Source organism: Microvirgula aerodenitrificans DSM 15089 (assembly GCF_000620105.1).
Taxonomy (GTDB): domain Bacteria; phylum Pseudomonadota; class Gammaproteobacteria; order Burkholderiales; family Aquaspirillaceae; genus Microvirgula; species Microvirgula aerodenitrificans.
Window position 1 is genome coordinate 37,584 of record NZ_JHVK01000019.1, and the last position, 16,678, is coordinate 54,261.

General features: G+C 64.3%; 18 protein-coding genes. 10 read left to right on the top strand and 8 right to left on the bottom strand.

Annotated elements, in window-relative coordinates:
• Window positions 1-5: 5 nt before the first annotated feature.
• The 9 genes from Q352_RS0114485 (at window position 6) to Q352_RS0114525 (ending at window position 9,466) form a co-directional block, all read left to right on the top strand.
• Entirely contained in the window at window positions 6-635 is a 630-nt protein-coding gene (locus tag Q352_RS0114485) for a YfgM family protein (protein ID WP_028499964.1), read from the top strand.
• Window positions 636-639: 4 nt separating this feature from the next.
• A complete protein-coding gene (bamB, locus tag Q352_RS0114490; RefSeq protein WP_159075918.1) occupies window positions 640-1,776 on the top strand; it encodes an outer membrane protein assembly factor BamB in 1,137 nt (378 codons plus the stop codon).
• A 5-nt stretch (window positions 1,777-1,781) separates the two neighbouring features.
• Window positions 1,782-3,161, top strand: a complete 1,380-nt coding sequence (gene der, locus Q352_RS0114495; RefSeq protein ID WP_028499966.1) for a ribosome biogenesis GTPase Der — start codon at window positions 1,782-1,784, stop codon at window positions 3,159-3,161.
• Between the two features lie 85 nt (window positions 3,162-3,246).
• Entirely contained in the window at window positions 3,247-3,507 is a 261-nt protein-coding gene (hfq, locus tag Q352_RS0114500; RefSeq protein ID WP_028499967.1) for an RNA chaperone Hfq, read from the top strand.
• A 144-nt stretch (window positions 3,508-3,651) separates the two neighbouring features.
• Window positions 3,652-4,749: a ribosome rescue GTPase HflX gene (gene hflX / locus Q352_RS21315; protein WP_036386497.1), complete on the top strand. Its 1,098-nt coding sequence runs from the start codon at window positions 3,652-3,654 to the stop codon at window positions 4,747-4,749.
• 38 nt (window positions 4,750-4,787) lie between these two features.
• Window positions 4,788-6,026 (top strand): FtsH protease activity modulator HflK, encoded by a 1,239-nt coding sequence (gene hflK, locus Q352_RS0114510; protein WP_028499968.1) that lies wholly within the window; start codon window positions 4,788-4,790, stop codon window positions 6,024-6,026.
• 3 nt (window positions 6,027-6,029) lie between these two features.
• Entirely contained in the window at window positions 6,030-6,917 is an 888-nt protein-coding gene (gene hflC, locus Q352_RS0114515; RefSeq protein WP_028499969.1) for a protease modulator HflC, read from the top strand.
• A gap of 70 nt (window positions 6,918-6,987) precedes the next feature.
• On the top strand, window positions 6,988-8,145 hold the full coding sequence (locus Q352_RS0114520; RefSeq protein ID WP_028499970.1) for an ATP phosphoribosyltransferase regulatory subunit: 1,158 nt from the start codon (window positions 6,988-6,990) through the stop codon (window positions 8,143-8,145).
• Between the two features lie 25 nt (window positions 8,146-8,170).
• Window positions 8,171-9,466 (top strand): adenylosuccinate synthase, encoded by a 1,296-nt coding sequence (locus Q352_RS0114525; RefSeq protein ID WP_028499971.1) that lies wholly within the window; start codon window positions 8,171-8,173, stop codon window positions 9,464-9,466.
• 119 nt (window positions 9,467-9,585) lie between these two features.
• Here the strand turns inward: Q352_RS0114525 and Q352_RS21320 are convergent, their stop codons facing one another.
• The 8 genes from Q352_RS21320 to minC all read right to left on the bottom strand — a co-directional run bounded on the left by Q352_RS21320 (window position 9,586) and on the right by minC (window position 15,782).
• Window positions 9,586-9,843 carry a DUF2442 domain-containing protein gene (locus tag Q352_RS21320; RefSeq protein ID WP_036386498.1) on the bottom strand — a complete coding sequence of 86 codons (258 nt, stop codon included), beginning with the start codon at window positions 9,841-9,843 and terminating at the stop codon, window positions 9,586-9,588.
• An 80-nt stretch (window positions 9,844-9,923) separates the two neighbouring features.
• The gene (gene murB, locus Q352_RS0114535; protein WP_028499972.1) at window positions 9,924-10,946 is read right to left on the bottom strand and encodes a UDP-N-acetylmuramate dehydrogenase; all 1,023 of its coding nucleotides are present in this window, start codon (window positions 10,944-10,946) and stop codon (window positions 9,924-9,926) included.
• Entirely contained in the window at window positions 10,943-12,361 is a 1,419-nt protein-coding gene (locus Q352_RS21325; RefSeq protein ID WP_051528989.1) for an MATE family efflux transporter, read from the bottom strand. Before Q352_RS21325 ends, murB begins: the two co-directional genes overlap by 4 nt.
• Window positions 12,362-12,471: 110 nt before the next feature.
• Window positions 12,472-12,780, bottom strand: a complete 309-nt coding sequence (locus Q352_RS0114545) for a hypothetical protein (RefSeq protein WP_028499973.1) — start codon at window positions 12,778-12,780, stop codon at window positions 12,472-12,474.
• A gap of 230 nt (window positions 12,781-13,010) precedes the next feature.
• Window positions 13,011-13,931, bottom strand: coding sequence for a LysR substrate-binding domain-containing protein (locus Q352_RS0114550; RefSeq protein ID WP_028499974.1), 921 nt, complete (start codon window positions 13,929-13,931; stop codon window positions 13,011-13,013).
• Window positions 13,928-14,200, bottom strand: a complete 273-nt coding sequence (minE, locus tag Q352_RS0114555) for a cell division topological specificity factor MinE (protein ID WP_028499975.1) — start codon at window positions 14,198-14,200, stop codon at window positions 13,928-13,930. Before minE ends, Q352_RS0114550 begins: the two co-directional genes overlap by 4 nt.
• A gap of 4 nt (window positions 14,201-14,204) precedes the next feature.
• On the bottom strand, window positions 14,205-15,017 hold the full coding sequence (gene minD / locus Q352_RS0114560; RefSeq protein WP_028499976.1) for a septum site-determining protein MinD: 813 nt from the start codon (window positions 15,015-15,017) through the stop codon (window positions 14,205-14,207).
• 45 nt (window positions 15,018-15,062) lie between these two features.
• The gene (gene minC / locus Q352_RS0114565; protein ID WP_036386500.1) at window positions 15,063-15,782 is read right to left on the bottom strand and encodes a septum site-determining protein MinC; all 720 of its coding nucleotides are present in this window, start codon (window positions 15,780-15,782) and stop codon (window positions 15,063-15,065) included.
• A gap of 229 nt (window positions 15,783-16,011) precedes the next feature.
• On the opposite strand from minC, the gene Q352_RS0114570 reads away from it, so the two are divergent.
• The gene (locus Q352_RS0114570; protein WP_028499978.1) at window positions 16,012-16,587 is read left to right on the top strand and encodes a phasin family protein; all 576 of its coding nucleotides are present in this window, start codon (window positions 16,012-16,014) and stop codon (window positions 16,585-16,587) included.
• The last annotated feature ends 91 nt before the right edge of the window (window positions 16,588-16,678 follow it).

Genomic DNA, 16,678 nt, shown 5'->3' on the forward strand with positions numbered 1-16,678 from the left:
AACTCATGGCTTTCGACTTGCAGGAACAGGAGCAGATAGACGACATCAAGGCGTTCTGGCGCCAGTGGGGTCGCTGGATCTGCACCGGGGTGGTCGTCGCTGCGGTGGCGTATCTCGGCTACAAGGGCTGGGGCTATTACCAGCGCCATGTCGCCACCGAGGCCGCCGTGCTGTATGCACCGGTGGACGAAGCCGTCCGCAGCAATGACACCGGCAAGCTGGTGGCCAGCGCCAAGGCGCTACAGGATGCCTACCCGTCGTCCGGCTACGCCGCGCGTGCCAGCCTGCTGGCGGCCCGGGTCGCTTTCGACCACGGTGACGTCAAGACGGCCGAACAGGCGCTGGGCTGGGTGACTGCCAATGCAAAAGAAGCAGCGCTGGTGGCCGTGGCCCGCCTGCGCCTTGCCTCGCTGAAGCTCGATGCGAACCAGGCTGACGCCGCGCTGGCCGAACTGGCCAAGCCGGTCGACGTCGCCTTCGCCGCGCAGCAACTCGAACTCAAGGGCGACGCGCTGTCGGTCAAGGGCGATCGCAAGGGCGCACATGCGGCCTATCTGGAGTCCCTGGCCAAGATGTCGCCGGAAGCGCCGCGCGCAGAACTGGTCCAAGTCAAAATCGATTCACTGGGTGGCTGATAACATGAATAAACCCTTCCCGATGAAGTTGTCCGCCGTTGCGCTGCTTGCTGCGCTGGCCCTGTCCGGCTGCTCGCTGTTTTCCGGCAGCGACAATACGCCCGAGCCGACGCCGCTGAAGCCGCTGAAGCCACTGGTCGACCTGAAGGTCGGCTGGAAAAACAGCGTCGGCGATGCCGGCGGCTACGTGTTCGAACCGGCTTTCGACGGTGAGCGCGTGTACACCGCAGGCAATAACGGCCGCGTGCAGATCATCGATCCGGCCACCGGCCGCGAGATCGGCGGCTTCGATACCAAGGTCCGGCTGTCGGCCGGTGTCGGTGTGCGTGATGGCCGGGTGTTTGCCGTCAGCGAGCGCGGCGAACTGCTGGCCTTCACCACACAGGGCGAATCGCGCTGGAAGGCGACGCTGACCAGCCAGGCGCTGGAAGCGCCGCAGACCGACGGCAAGACGGTCGTGGTCCGTACCGGTGACGGCAACGTGACGGCGTTCGACTTTGCCAGCGGCCAGCAACTGTGGCTGTACCAGCGCCAGCAACCGGCGCTGTCGGTGCGTTCGACCGGTGCCATGCAACTGCTCGGCTCCGACGTCGTGCTGCTGGGCCTGCCCGGCGGCGTGCTGACGGTGCTGGGTCTGGCCGATGGCCGCGCGATGTGGGAAGCCAACGTCGCCACGCCGAAGGGCGCGACCGAACTCGACCGGATGGTCGACGTCGCCAGTCGCCCGGTGTTCGACCGTGGCCAGGTGTGCGCGGTCGCCTTCCAGGGCCGCCTGAGCTGCTTCGACGCGCGTACCGCGACGCCGATGTGGTCGCGTGAAGTGTCGTCGAGCAAGGGCATTGCCCTGGACGCCGCCAATATCTACGTGACCGCCGACGACGGTTCGGTGCAGGCGTTCGACCGTACCGACGGCCGCAGCGTCTGGCGCCAGGATGGCTTCAAATACCGCAAGGTGGAGGCACCGGCCCTGCTGGGCCGCTTCGTCGTCGTGACCGACGGCGAAGGCATTGCCCACCTGCTTTCCAATGAATCGGGCGACGAGCTCGGCCGTGCGTCGATCGGCGCATCCGGCCAGCCGGTCGCCGCGGGACCGAACCTGCTGGTGCAGGGCCTCGGCCGAATCGCCCAACTGGGACTGTAAATTAAGTGAAACCGACTGTAGTGCTTGTCGGCCGGCCCAATGTCGGCAAATCGACGCTGTTCAACCGGCTGACCAAAACCCGCGACGCGCTGGTGGCGGACCTGCCCGGCCTGACCCGTGACCGTCACTATGGCCACGGGCGGGTCGGTGACAAGCCGTATCTCGTGGTCGACACCGGGGGCTTCGAGCCGGTGGTCGACAGCGGCATCATGCATGAGATGGCGCGCCAGACCCTGCAGGCCGTGGATGAAGCGGACGCGGTGGTGTTCCTGGTCGATGCCCGCTCCGGGCTGACGCCGCAGGACAAGATCATCGCCAACCAGCTTCGCCAGGGCAGCCGGCCGGTCTACCTGGTGGTCAACAAGGCCGAAGGCATGAGCCGGGCCATGGTGGTGGCCGAATTCTACGAGCTGGGTCTTGGCGAGCCGTGGAGCATTTCCGGCGCCCATGGCGAAGGCGTGCGCGAACTGATGGACGAGGTGCTGGAGCCGTTTGCCGACGAGGCACCGGCAGAAGACCCGCGCCATCCGAAGTTCGCCATCATCGGCCGGCCGAACGTCGGCAAGTCGACGCTGGTCAACGCCATCCTCGGTGAAGAACGGGTGATTGCCTTCGACCATCCGGGGACTACCCGTGACTCGATCTACATCGATTTCGAGCGCGAAGGGAAGCCGTACACCATCATCGATACCGCCGGCGTGCGCCGTCGCGCCAAGGTGAACGAGGCAATCGAGAAATTCTCGGTGGTGAAGACGCTGCAGGCGATCGAAGACGCCAACGTCGCCGTGCTGGTGCTCGACGCCAGCCTCGACGTGTCGGACCAGGATGCGACGCTGGCCGGTTTTGCCCTCGAAGCCGGCCGGGCGCTGGTGGTCGCGGTCAACAAGTGGGACGACTGTGGCGAAGACCAGAAGCTGCGCATCAAGCACAGCATCGCCCGCAAGCTGCATTTCCTTGAATTTGCCAAATATCACTATATTTCGGCACTGAAGGGGCAGGGCGTCGGCGAGCTGTTCAAGTCCATCGACCAGGCGTACACGGCCGCAATGTGCAAGCTGGCGACGCCGAAGCTGACGCGTGCGCTGCAAGTGGCGCTGGAACGCCAGTCACCGCCGATGATCGGCCTGACCCGGCCGAAACTGCGTTATGCCCACCAGGGCGGCATGAATCCGCCGATCGTGGTGATACACGGCAATGCGCTTGATAAGTTGCCGGACAGCTATACCCGTTATCTTGAACACAGTTTCCGCCGTATCTTCAAGCTTGAGGGTACGCCGTTGCGTGTGCAGTATAAATCGACCGACAACCCCTATACCGAACGGGCGGCACCGCCGAAACCGACCAAGGGCAAGCCGAAACCGGTACGATACGGCAAGAAAAAATAGTGGCATCCCGGCGTTTTTCCGCTTAGAAAAATAGAACGCTATCCCGAGCGAATTACAAAACCTTAAGTAAAATCGGAGATCAAAAATGAGCACCAAAGGGCAAATGCTACAAGACCCGTTTCTGAACGTGCTGCGTAAAGAGCACGTGCCGGTGTCCATCTATCTTGTGAACGGCATCAAGCTGCAAGGGCAGATCGAGTCGTTCGATCAATATGTCGTGCTGCTGAAAAACACGGTGACCCAGATGGTGTACAAGCATGCCATCTCGACCGTGGTGCCCGCACGTCCGGTCTCCATTCCGCACGAGCATCACACCCCGGCCGGCGCTGCCCCGCAGGACGCCTGACCGGCGACGGCGCGGGGAAGGCGGGGGTAGCCGGCAATGGACCGGTGCCCGTCAACGAGCCGCTTCCCCCGTCTGCCTTTTGTCCGACCGGCCGGCGATTGCCGGCCGTCTGCATTTTGTCATAGCTGAAAGCGATCCCTATTCGTGTTAGACCGTCCTGATTTTGGTGATACCGCAGTAGTTGTGTGTCTGAATTTTGGCGAGCCGGATTTTGCCGAAGGCGTCGAGGAATGTGTCGAGCTGGTCAAGGGGGCCGGTGTCGATGTGCGCGACGTGGTAATCGGCAAGCGACAGCGACCGGATGCGGCCCTGTTTGCCGGCAAGGGCAAGGTCGAGGAAATCGGCATGGCGCTGAAGGCGCACGACGCCAATGTGGTGATCTTCAATCATGCACTGTCCCCGGCACAGCAGCGCAACCTGGAACGCTTGCTGGAATGCCGCGTGGTCGACCGAACCAGCCTGATCCTGGACATCTTCGCCCAGCGCGCACGCAGCCACGAAGGCAAGCTGCAGGTCGAACTGGCCCAGCTCAACCACCTGGCGACCCGCCTGGTGCGCGGCTGGACCCACCTGGAACGGCAAAAGGGCGGCATCGGCCTGCGCGGGCCGGGTGAAACCCAGCTCGAAACCGACCGCCGTCTGATCGGCATACGGGTCAAGCTGCTGAAAGACCGCCTGGCGCGGGTCGAACGGCAGCGGAACGTGCAGCGGCGCGGCCGCGAGCGCGGCGGCGTGTTCAGCGTTTCCATCGTCGGCTATACCAATGCCGGCAAGTCGACGCTGTTCAATTCGCTGACCAAGGCGCGCGCCTATGCGGCCGATCAGCTGTTCGCGACACTGGATACCACCAGCCGTCGGCTCTACCTTAACGAGCAGCTAAGTGTAGTGTTGTCTGATACGGTGGGCTTCATCCGCGATCTGCCCCATTCGCTAGTTGCTGCGTTCAAGGCCACGCTGGAAGAGACGGTCAGAGCCGATCTCCTGCTGCATGTGGTCGACAGCGCCAGCGATACCCGTGACATGCAGATCGCCGAAGTCAACAAAGTGCTGAAGGAAATCGACGCCGATGGCGTACCTCAGCTCCTGGTCTGGAACAAGTGCGATCTGAAGGGATTGCCGGCCGACATCGAGCGGGACGAACAAGGGCGTATCATTGCCGTTCGCGTCTCCGCGCTTACCGGCGAAGGCCTGGAGCTGTTGCGGGCTGCGCTTGTCGAATGCGCAAGCGCCCCCACATACTGACAGCGTATTCAAACATCAAGAACCCGGACCCCGATCCCATGGCACAAAACGACCCGCAACGGGGCGGAGGTCGGCGCGGCAATGACGGGCCGCCCGATCTCGACGAGCTTTTCCGCAACCTCAACAACAAGCTGTCCCGCATACTGGGCGGCAAGGGAGGTGGCGACGACAACGGCGGCCCCTCGGCGCCGCGCTCCCCGCGTGGCGCGATGAAGGGTGGCGTGCTGGCCCTTGGCGGCGTGCTGGTGGCGCTGTGGCTGGCCAGCGGCTTCTACGTGGTCGACGCGCGTGAGGAAGGGGTGGTCCTTCAGCTGGGTCGCTTCAACCGCATCACCGATTCCGGCCTGCAGTGGCATCTGCCGTATCCGTTCGAGAAAGTCGAGATCGTCACCCTGACCGAAGTGCGTTCGGTCGAGATCGGCTATCGCGGCAACGCCAAGAATCGCGTGCTCGAAGAATCGCTGATGCTGACGGAAGACCAGAACATCATCGACGTGCAGCTGTCGGTCCAGTACGACGTCAAGGACCCGCGCGCCTTCCTGTTCAACAACGTGTTCACCGACAAGGACGGCAAGGATGTCGTCAAGATGGTGACCGAGAGCGCGATCCGCGAAGTGGTCGGCAAGAACAAGGTCGACTTCGTGCTGAACGAGGGCCGGGGGCAGATTGCCGCCGAAACGCAGCAGGTGATCCAGGCGATGCTTGACCGCTATGGCACCGGCATCCGGGTGGCCAAGGTCAACATCAACGACGTGCAGCCGCCGGAGCAGGTGCAGGCCGCGTTCGAGGACGCCGTCAAGGCGGGCCAGGACAAGGAAAAACTGCGCAACGAAGGCCAGGCATACGCGAACGACGTCATTCCGAAGGCGCGGGGTCTTGCCACCCGCCTGCTGGAAGAGTCGCAGGGCTACAAGCAGCGCGTGATCTCCAACGCCGAGGGTGAGGCTGCGCGCTTCAAGTCGGTGCTGGGCGAATACCAGAAGGCGCCGGCGGTGACGCGCGAACGCATTTACTACGACACCATGCAGAAGGTCATGCAGGACACCACCAAGGTCATCGTCGACCAGAAGGGTGGCCAGAACCTGCTGTACCTGCCGCTGGACAAGCTGATGCAGATGACCAACCCGCAAGCGCCGGCCGCCGCCGGCAACCGGCCGCAGGCCGCCGGTACCCCGTCGGCCGAGGCCGAAGCGGTACCGCAGGCAAACGAAGGGGCGAACGGCCGCAATTTCAGCCGCGACGTGCGTCGCGGTCGTAACCAGGAAGGGGGGCAATAAGCGATGGACAGACTCATTCCTGGTGTTATCGCCGTCCTCGCCGCGTTGCTGCTGCTGAGCATGTCGCTGTTCATCGTCGACCAGCGCCAGTATGCGATGGTGTTCCAGTTCGGCGAAGTCATGCGTGTCGTGAAGGAGCCGGGCATCCAGTTCAAGGTGCCGCTGCTGCAGAACGTCCGCTACTTCGACCGCCGCATCCAGACCATCGACTCGGACACGCCGGAGCTGTTCAACACCCGCGAGAAGAAGAACGTGCTGGTGGACAGCTTCGTCAAATGGCGCGTGACCAACGTCGAGCAGTTCTACAAGTCGGTGGGCGGCAACGAGAGCGCGGCCGTGGCCCGTCTGCGCCAGACCATCAACGACGGACTGCGCGCCGAGTTCGGCCAGAAGACCGTTGCCGACGTGATTTCCGGCCAGCGTGACCGGGTGATGGAGATCGTGCGCAAGCGCGCCGACGTCGATGCCCGCAAGATTGGTGTGGAAATTCTGGATGTCCGCTTAAAGCGCGTCGATTTTCCGGATAAAATCTCCCAGTCGGTCTACGATCGCATGCAGTCCGAGCGTCGCACGGTGGCAAGCCAGCTGCGAAGCGAGGGGGCAGCGGATGCTGAACGCATCCGGGCGGACGCTGACCGTCAGCGCGAAGTCATCCTGGCTGATGCCTACCGGCAGGCCCAGGTGGCGAAAGGCGAAGGGGATGCGCGTGCGTCCGCGATTTATGCCGACGCGTACGGCAAGAATCCTGAATTCTATTCGTTCTACCGCAGCATGGATGCCTACAAGCAGTCGTTCAAGTCCAAGGGCGACGTGATGGTGCTGGAACCGAATTCGGCCTTCTTCAAGTACATGAAGGATCCGAAGGCTTCGGCTGGCGGCGCGAAGAAGTAATTCGAGCGACGCCGGTTCGGGTCGGCAAGGCGGGGGGATCGTCCCCCGCCTTTTAACGTGTAAAAAACTAATGCATACCTGGCTGCTTCCTGAATACATCGCCGACATCCTGCCCGCTACTGCGCGGCAGGTGGAGTCGGCCAAGGCGCGGATGCTGGAGCTGTACCGGACCTACGGTTACGAGCTCGTCAGTCCTCCGCTGATCGAATACACGGAGGCGCTGCTGACCCATGCCGACCCGGCACTGGACATGCGGACCTTCAAGCTCGACGACCAGCTGACCGGGCGCCAGCTCGGCCTGCGCGCCGACATCACGCCGCAGGTGGCGCGCATCGACGCTCATCTGCTGGCGCATCGCGACGGCGCGACCCGGCTGTGCTACGCCGGCAGCATCGTGCATACCCGCCCGACCGGTCTGACCCGCTCGCGCGAACCGCTGCAACTCGGTGCCGAGCTGTACGGCTGTTACGGGCTGGCGGCCGACCTGGAAGTCATCGACCTGATGCTGTCGTCGCTGGCGCAGGTCGGCGTGAACGATGTCACGCTGGATCTGGGTCATCTTGGTCTGTACCGGGCACTGGTGCGCGAGGCGCAGCTCGACGGCGATTTCGAGCACGAGCTGTTCTCGGCCATCCAGAGCAAGGACACGTCCACGGTCGCGGCGCTGACCGTCGACGTGCACGAGCCGTTCCGCTCCGCCTTCCGTCACCTGACCGAACTGTACGGGCCGGATGCAGTCAGACGGGCACGCACTTCGCTGCCGGGACTCCCGGCGATCCGTGCGGCACTGGATGACCTGGAACGCGTTGCTGCCGCCTTTGCCGGCCGGGCCCGGGTCACATTCGACCTGACCGAACTGCGCGGTACGCATTACCATACCGGGTTGATGTTCGCCGCCTATGCCGAAGGCTGGGCGGAAGAACTGGCCCGTGGCGGTCGTTACGACAATGTCGGCCGCCGTTTCGGCCGGGCTCGCCCGGCCACCGGTTTCAGTCTGGACCTGCGCGACCTGATCCGCATCCTGCCGCAGCAGAATCCGTCCAAGGGCATCCGCCTGGCGGCGGACGACCTGCCGCAACTGGCCGAAGAAGCTGCGCGTTTGCGCAAGGCAGGCGAGGTGGTCGTCATCGACTACCTGCACGAATCCGCAGAGGCGCTGCATTGCGACCGTGCCCTGACGCTGATCGACGGCGTGGCACAGCTTGTGCCGCTGCCTTCCACCCATTGATGAATTTGAGTTTCGAGAGGTAACTATGGCCAAGAACGTCGTCGTGATCGGCACCCAATGGGGTGACGAGGGCAAGGGAAAAATCGTCGACTGGCTGACGGACCACGCTGAAGGCGTGGTGCGCTTCCAGGGCGGCCACAATGCCGGCCACACGCTGGTCATCAATGGCAAGAAGACCATTCTGCGCCTGATCCCGTCCGGCATCCTGCATGCAGGCCGCAACTGCTTTATCGGCAACGGCGTCGTGCTGTCGCCGGAAGCGCTGCTGAAGGAAATCGACGAACTGCAGGCCGCCGGCATCGATGTCGCCAGCCGGCTGAAGATCTCCGAATCCTGCCCGCTGATCCTGCCGTACCACATTGCGCTCGACCAGGCGCGTGAAGCCGCCAAGGGCGAGAACAAGATCGGCACCACCGGTCGCGGCATCGGCCCGGCCTACGAGGACAAGATCGCGCGTCGCGCGATCCGCGTGCAGGACCTGTTCCACCCGGAACGTTTTGCCGCCAAGCTCGGCGAAAACCTGGCTTACTACAACTTCCTGCTGAAGGAATACTTCAAGACCGAGCCGGTCGACTTCCAGAAGACCCTGGACGACACCATGGCCTACGCCGAGCGCATCAAGCCGATGGTGGCCGACGTGTCGCGCACGCTGTACGAAATGAACAAGGCCGGCAAGCCGATCCTGTTCGAAGGCGCACAGGGCACGCTGCTGGACATCGACCACGGCACCTATCCGTTCGTGACCTCGTCGAACTGCGTGGCCGGTGCGGCCTCGCCGGGCGCCGGTGTGGCGCCGCAGATGCTCAATTACGTGCTGGGCATCGTCAAGGCTTACACCACCCGCGTCGGTTCCGGCCCGTTCCCGACCGAGCAGTGCAATGATGTTGGCGCCTTCCTGGCCAAGCGTGGCAACGAGTTCGGTTCGGTCACCGGCCGTCCGCGCCGCTGCGGCTGGTTCGATGCCGCGCTGCTGAAGCGCTCGATCCAGATCAACGGCGTATCCGGCCTGTGCGTGACCAAGCTCGACGTGATGGACGGCATGGACGAAATCCTGCTGTGCGTCGGCTATCGCAAGGACGGCGTCGAATACGACATCCTGCCGTTCGGCTCGGAAAACGTGGCCGGCTGCGAGCCGATCTACGAAACCATCCCCGGCTGGACCGACTCGACCTTCGGCGTCAAGCGCTTCGAGGACCTGCCGGCCAATGCACGCGCTTACCTGAAGCGCATCGAGGAAATCTGCGAAGCCCCGATCGACATCATCTCGACCGGTCCGGACCGCGCGGAAACCATCGTGCTGCGTCACCCGTTCGGCGCGTAAGCAGCGCCGGGACATGCAGAACGCCGCCTGAAAAGGCGGCGTTCTGCGTTGTGATGTTCACCGTGGCGAGGCACTGCAGCAGGCCCGATCGACAGGCGATGCCGCTGCGGGGATGCCTGCTACGAGCCGGTGTGGGGTCGCCGTGTCGCCTGCGCGTACAACAGCTCGCCGGCCAGGCTGGCGCCGTTCGGCCAGACCACGCGGTCGTTGTCGACGCGTGCCGCGCGGAACAGGGCCGTATCGACCAGCGCGGCAAAACGTTCGTCGTGCGGGCCGTCGATCCGGTCCAGCCACACCGTCGCGCTGACCCCGTCCGCAAAACCGACAATCAGCCGCTTGCCGGTCAGGGGGAGCACTTTGGTGAGCTTGGCTGTCATGGGCGGTGTCCCTGTGGATTGCGACTGGAATAGTCTGAATTGTATCCGCATCTGGCTTGCCGCACAGCGGCGGCAAGGCACTAAAGAATGATTGGCTCCGGTTCTATTTCTACATCATAGCGATCGCGAACGGTCTGCTGCACATGGCGGGCCAGCGCCAGTACCTCCTCGCCACTGGCTCCGCCGCGATTGACCAGCACCAGGGCCTGGCGGTCATGGACCGCAGCCTGGCCCCGGACCAGCCCTTTCAGGCCGGCATGATCGATCAGCCAGCCGGCGGCCAGCTTGACCAGACCGGCACCGTGCGGATAGCTGACCAGGCCCGGATGGGCGGCATGCAGCCGGTCCGCCGTGGCCTGCGTCACCACCGGGTTCTTGAAGAAGCTGCCGGCATTGCCCAGCCGCGCCGGATCAGGCAGCTTGGCGGCGCGGATGCGGCACACCGCATCCGACACATCCAGCGGCGTTGGCGTCACGATGCCGGCCGCGTCCAGTTCACGGGAAATGTCGCCATAGCCGGTGCGGGGCGAGGCATGCCGGTCGAGACGGAAATGCACGGCGGTAATGATCAGCCGGTCTTTCCACTCGCGCTTGAACACGCTGTCGCGGTAGCCGAAACGGCAGCCGACATGGTCGAAATGGTGCAGGGCACCGGTGGCAATCTCCACCGCATCGACCTGCACGATCCGCTCGCCCGCTTCGGTGCCGTAGGCGCCGATGTTCTGCACCGGGCTGGCACCGACCGTGCCGGGAATCAGGCTCAGGTTTTCCAGTCCGAACCAGCCGCGGGCCAGCGCGGAACGGACAAAGTCATGCCAGATTTCGCCGGCGGCGACACGGACCTGCACTGCGTCCGGCTGATCGTCGATGACGGCAATGCCCTTCAGCTCGATGCGGGCGACCGTGCCGGGAAAGTCGCGGGTGAACAGCACATTGCTGCCGCCGCCGAGCACCAGCCTCGGTCCGTGGCGAAAGGCGTCGTCGTCCAGCAGTGCGGCCAGCGCGGCCTCGTCGCTGACATGGACCAGGCGCCGGGCCTGGGCCGGCACGCCGAAGGTAGTGAACGGGGCCAGCGCGACGTCGTGCTGCGCGAGGAGGGTCATGCGGAAACCTTTTGCAAATGTCCGGGGGCGGGAAGGGCATCATGGCTGACGCGGGCCAGCATCCAGCTCAGCAGGATGGCAGCCAGGGTCAGGCTGATGGTCAGGGCCAGCCAGAAGCCGTGCGCGCCCATCGGCCGCTCCAGCCCGAGCACGACGCCATGGCCGAGGCCGAGCCAGGCCCCGCCGGCCAGCCCGACGCCCCAGAAGGCGACCAGGTGGACCGCCATCGGCCGTGCCGTAACCTTGTAGCCGCGCAGCGCGCCGGCTGCTGCCGTCTGCGCGGCGTCGGACAGCTGGAATACCGCGGCGAACAGCAGCAGTGAGGCCGCCAGTGCGACCACGCGCGCATCGTTGCTGTACATGGCGGCGATCGGTTCGCGCAGCAGCAGGACGCACAGCGATGTCGCACAGGCACAGAGCAGCGCCACCACCATGCCGACGCCACTGCGGAAACGTGCTGCCAGCGGGTCCTGATGGCCCAGTGCCTGGCCGACGCGGACTGTCAGCGCAGTCGCCAGGCTTTGCGGAATCATGTAGATCAGGCTGGAGAAGTTGATCACCACCTGGTGGCCGGATACGGTGACCGCACCCAGCTTGGCAATGGCCAGCGCGACGAAGGTGAAGGCGCTGACTTCCAGAAAATACGAGAACGCCACCGGTGCCCCGATACGCAGCAACTGGCGTTGCTGGGCCGGGTCCGGGCGCTCGAAGCGCTGCCACAGCCGATATGGCCGGTAGGCGGCCGCCAGCCGGGTATGGATGGCCAGCGCGATGAAGCTGAACCAGAATACCGCCCCGGTGGCCCAGCCACAGCCGGCACCGCCGAGTTCCGGAAAGCCGAACAGGCCGTGGATCAGGATGTAGTTGAGCGGGATGTTCAGCGCCAGCGCACACAGGCTGACGATCATGATCGGCTTGGTGCGGTTGACGCTGGACGAGTAGGCATGCAGTGCGCGGTACAGCAGCACGCCCGGCACGCCGAGACCGGCACCGGTCAGAAAACCGTTGACCTTGTCAGTGACGGCCGCGTCGAGTCCGAGGTGGGCGCCGAGGAACGGCTGCACGCCAAACAGGATGGCCATGCCGAACAGGCCGAGTGCGAGTGCGAGCCAGATGCCCTGGCGCACCGACGGGCCGATTTTTTCCGGTGCCCGGGCACCGATATGGTGGGCGACGACCGGATTCAGCGCGACCATCACCCCGGACAGGGTGATGAACACGGTGATCAGGATGCTGGAACCGATCGAGACGGCGGCGAGATCGTTGGCGCTGACCTGGCCGGCCATGACCGTGTCGACGAAGCCGGTCGCGACCTGTGCCATCTGCGCGATCATCATCGGTACTGCCAGCCGGGTTAGCGCGGACGCTTCCGCCCGCGCCTCGTGACGACGGGAGAACAGCGTGGCAATGCGCATTCCGGGGGCCGTATCAGAAAGAGGACAGAACGCGAAGTATATCGCACTCGGCCAGGGCTGCGCCGGCACCACGGCGGGCGCCGGTGTCCTTGCCGGTCAGGGCGCCGGGCTCAGCCCGGTACGCGGATGGGGGTGGGGGCGTTCATCTCGCCGCTGACCACGAAGCGGTCGCCGAAGCGTGCATTGAGGCGCAGCGCGTCGTCGAGGCGGACGGCAAGAATGGTCAGGCAGGCGGGTTGCTGGCGGTTGACGCGATAGCCGAGAGAAAGGGCGAGGTCCGCGATCGTCAGGACGTCCTGCGGCGTGGCATTGGCCAGCGGGCGGCAACAGAGGTCGCCGCACAGGGCCGAGCGGGTCGGGGCTGTCGGGGAAGGGGAATGGCCGAACTCAATGGCGGCGTCGGTCTGGCAATCGTACATGGCATGTCTCCGACGACACAGCGCACCCGGTGCGACCCGGGGGACGCTTTAGCGGAATTTGAATGCGCCCCGCAAGTTGTCGTTAAATCGGCGCGGTAAAAACGGAACCGTCATCAAGCGCAGGCGGTTCCCCCTGGAAAATGCATAACGGCATGCCGTTTGCGAAAGTTATTTTCTGCGCGTCAAGCCCGGACGTCAATAACCTTGACTGACTTCAACTGTACCACTGGTCAGTCACCGACCATGGTGACGCTTTCCAGTCCGCTGCTGCGCACCGCGTCGGCCAGGGCGTGGATGGCGCCCATGCGCGGGAAGTGCTTGCGGGTGGCGACCACGACCCGGCGCGTCGGCGCCTGGCCGGCGAACGGCAGGATACAGAGCAGCTCGTTGTCGGCGGCGCTGACCGAGGTGGCCGGCAGCACGGTGACGCCGACGCCGCTGGCGACCATGTGGCGGATGGTGGTCAGCGAACTGCCGGACAGGGCCTGCGACAGCGGGTGGCCGCCGGGAACCGGCTCGGCATGGCGGTCGCACACTTCAACCACCTGATCGCGGAAGCAGTTGCCCTGCGTCAGCAGCAGCACGGCCTCGTTGGCCAGCTCGTGCGGCTGGATCGCATCGCGGTCGGCCCACGGGTGGTCCTTCGGCGTGGCGATGACGAACGGTTCGTCGTACAGCGGCAGCGTGACGATGTTCGGCTCATCAAACGGCTCGGCGACGATGGCGGCGTCGATCTCGCCGCTTTTCAGCATGTCGGCCAGCCGCGACGTGTAGTTCTCTTCCAGGTACAGCGGCATGTCGGGGGCGACGTGGCGCAGTGCCGGAATCAGCTTCGGCAGCAGATACGGACCGATGGTGAAGATGATGCCGAGCTTCAGCGGCCCGACCAGCTCGTTCTGCCGCTCGCCGGCGATGCGCTTGACCACGGCGGCCTGTTCGAGCACGACCTGGGCCTGCTCGACCACCTGGCGGCCGATATCGGTCACGCTGATGTCGGAGCCGCGCTCGAACAGCGTCACGCCCAGTTCGTCTTCCAGCTTCTTGACCGCGATGGACAGGGTCGGCTGGCTGACGAAGCAGGCGGCCGCTGCACGGCCGAAATGGCGCTCGCGGGCGACGGCGACGATGTACTTGAGCTCGGTCAGGGTCATGCCGCTGGCCGTTGCGGCTCGTTCAGCACGATGTTCACTTCCAGCACGTCCAGGTTGTCCTGGCGTTCGAGCTGGACCTTGATGTCCTCCTGCGACACCTGCACGTACTTGGAGATGACGGCCATCAGTTCGGCCTGCAGCGCCGGCAGGTAGTCCGGCTTGTCGGTGCCGCGACCGCTGCGCTCGTGGGCAAGGATGATCTGCAGTCGCTCGCGCGCGATGGCCGCGGTTTTCTGGCGCTTGCCGAACAGGCGTTCAATCAGTGTCATGGGTTCAGCCTCCGAACAGGCGTTTCAGGAGACCGACCTTCGGTGCGTCCAGGAAACGGATGGGTTTGTCGGCGCCGAGGAAACGGTCGACCACGTCCTTGTAGGCTTCCGAGACATCGGTGCCGGACAGGTGGATGGACGGCGTGCCCTGGTTCGATGCCTGCAGGACCGCCTGCGACTCGGGAATGACGCCGATCAGCGGAATGCGCAGGATTTCCTTCACGTCATCGACCGACAGCATTTCGCCGCGCTCGACGCGCGCCGGCGTGTAGCGGGTGATCAGCAGGTGTTCCTTGACCGGTTCGCGGTTTTCGATCGCGCGACGGGACTTGGCGGCCAGAATGCCGAGGATGCGGTCGGAGTCGCGCACCGACGACACTTCCGGATTGGTGGTGATGATCGCTTCGTCGGCGAAGTGCAGCGCCATCAGCGCGCCGCGCTCGATGCCGGCCGGCGAATCGCAGACGATGTATTCGAAACCGTCGGCGGCCAGGTCGTTCAGGACCTTTTCCACGCCTTCCTCGGTCAGCGCGTCCTTGTCGCGCGTCTGCGACGCCGGCAGGATGTACAGGTTGTCGCAGTGCTTGTCCTTGATCAGCGCCTGATTCAGCGACACTTCGCCGTTGACGACATTGATCAGGTCATAGACGACGCGGCGTTCGCAACCCATGATCAGGTCGAGATTGCGCAGGCCGACGTCGAAGTCGATGACGGCCGTCTTGTGCCCCTTGAGGGCAAGGCCGCTTGCAAAGCTTGCGCTGGTAGTGGTCTTGCCGACGCCGCCCTTGCCGGACGTGATGACGATGATTTTGGCCACGTATTTCCCCTGTCGATGATATCGGGCGATATTCGGCGCCTGCAATCAGGCGGCCAATGGCTGCATGACCAGTTTGTCTGCGTCCAGGAATATCTGAGTGGGTTTGCCGGCGATGGAGGCCGGCAACGCTTGTTCGATGGTGCGGTAGATGCCGGCGATGGACAGGAGTTCCGCTTCCATTGCCTGCACGAAGATGCGCGCGGCAATATTGCCGCGGGCACCGGCCAGTGCCTTGCCGCGCAGTGGCGCATAAATATGGATGTCGCCGTCGGCGATCACTTCCGCGCCGGCACTGACCATGGCCAGAACCACCAGGTTGCCGCCTTTCGCGTAGATCTGCTGGCCGGCACGGACCGGCCGGTCGATGATCAGCGTCGACGGCGGCGCACTGGGTGCGGCGGCGGCCGGTGCTTCTGCCTGGGCCGGTGGCTGGGGGTGCGGCTCGTCGTCGCTGTCCGAACCGGAAAAGGCGATCAGGCCGGCCTGGGCCAGCGCGCCGCGCAGTCCCGATGGTGCACCGCGCACACCGATTGCCTTCAGGCCATAGCGGGCATACAGGCTGACCAGTTCGTCGTAGCGAATGGCGTTTGCACCGTCGGCGGGAAGGTCGAACACGACCGGTTCGCCGTCGAACGGCGAGCCGTTGGCGAAGCGGGTGCTGAGGTCAAGTTCCAGCTCGTCGAGGCGGGGGCTTTTCAGCCGGACCGCCAGCAGGTTCAAACGGGCGGATTTTATGTCGAATGCGTGCGCTGGATTGGCGTTCATGATGCGTCGATGGCGACGGACAAAAGCTTTTGAATGGCGCGAGTTTACCTGCTGTTCGACGTGTTTTCCACGGAACCGTCAAGATGCCGTCATTCGTCATTGTGCAGTGCACAAAAAAAGTTTGACAAGCGGGCCGGTCTTGCATAAATTCACGGTGTTGCTGCAGTGCACCATAAGGCGCTGGCAGCGGAAGAAGAAGTTCAAACCAATGCCGGAAGGAAGATACACCATGTTCAATCAAACCGAACGCCTGCAAGACCTGCAAAAAAACCAACTGGATCGCGCACTGCGCCTGTCCTCGATCGTGCTGGCCAGCGCCGAGCGCTTCGCCGCCCTGCAACTCGAACTGTCGAAGAAGCTGCTGGCTGAACAGGCTTCGACCGCCAAGACCCTGGCTTCCGCCAAGGACCCGAAGGCGCTGGCCGAAGTGCAGGCGACCCTGGCCCAGCCGGGTATCGAACAGGTTTTCGGCGCCGCCCGCAGCGTGTACGACGCCGCCGTGGAAACCCAGAACGAAGTGCAAAGCTTCATTGAAGAACAGATTCTGGACTTCAACAAGCTGGTTTGCGCCTCGCTGGACAATATCTCGAAGAACGCCCCGGCCGGTTCCGACGCTGCCGTGAATATCGCCAAGAACGCGATCACCAGCGCCACCGCCGCCTACGACAGCCTGTCGCGCACCGCCAAGAAGGTGTCGAGCGAGCTGGCCGAAGCCGGTGTCGAAGCCGCTACCTCGTCGGCCAAGGCTGCTTCCGCTGCCGTCAACCGCGCCGGCAAGAAGGCCTCGGGCAGCGCTGCCGCCTGAGTCTGAAGCCAAAACCCCGCCTGACATGGCGGGGTTGATGGACAGCAAGAACCGCCGTGAGCTTTTCTCACGGCGGTTTTTTATCGTCTGC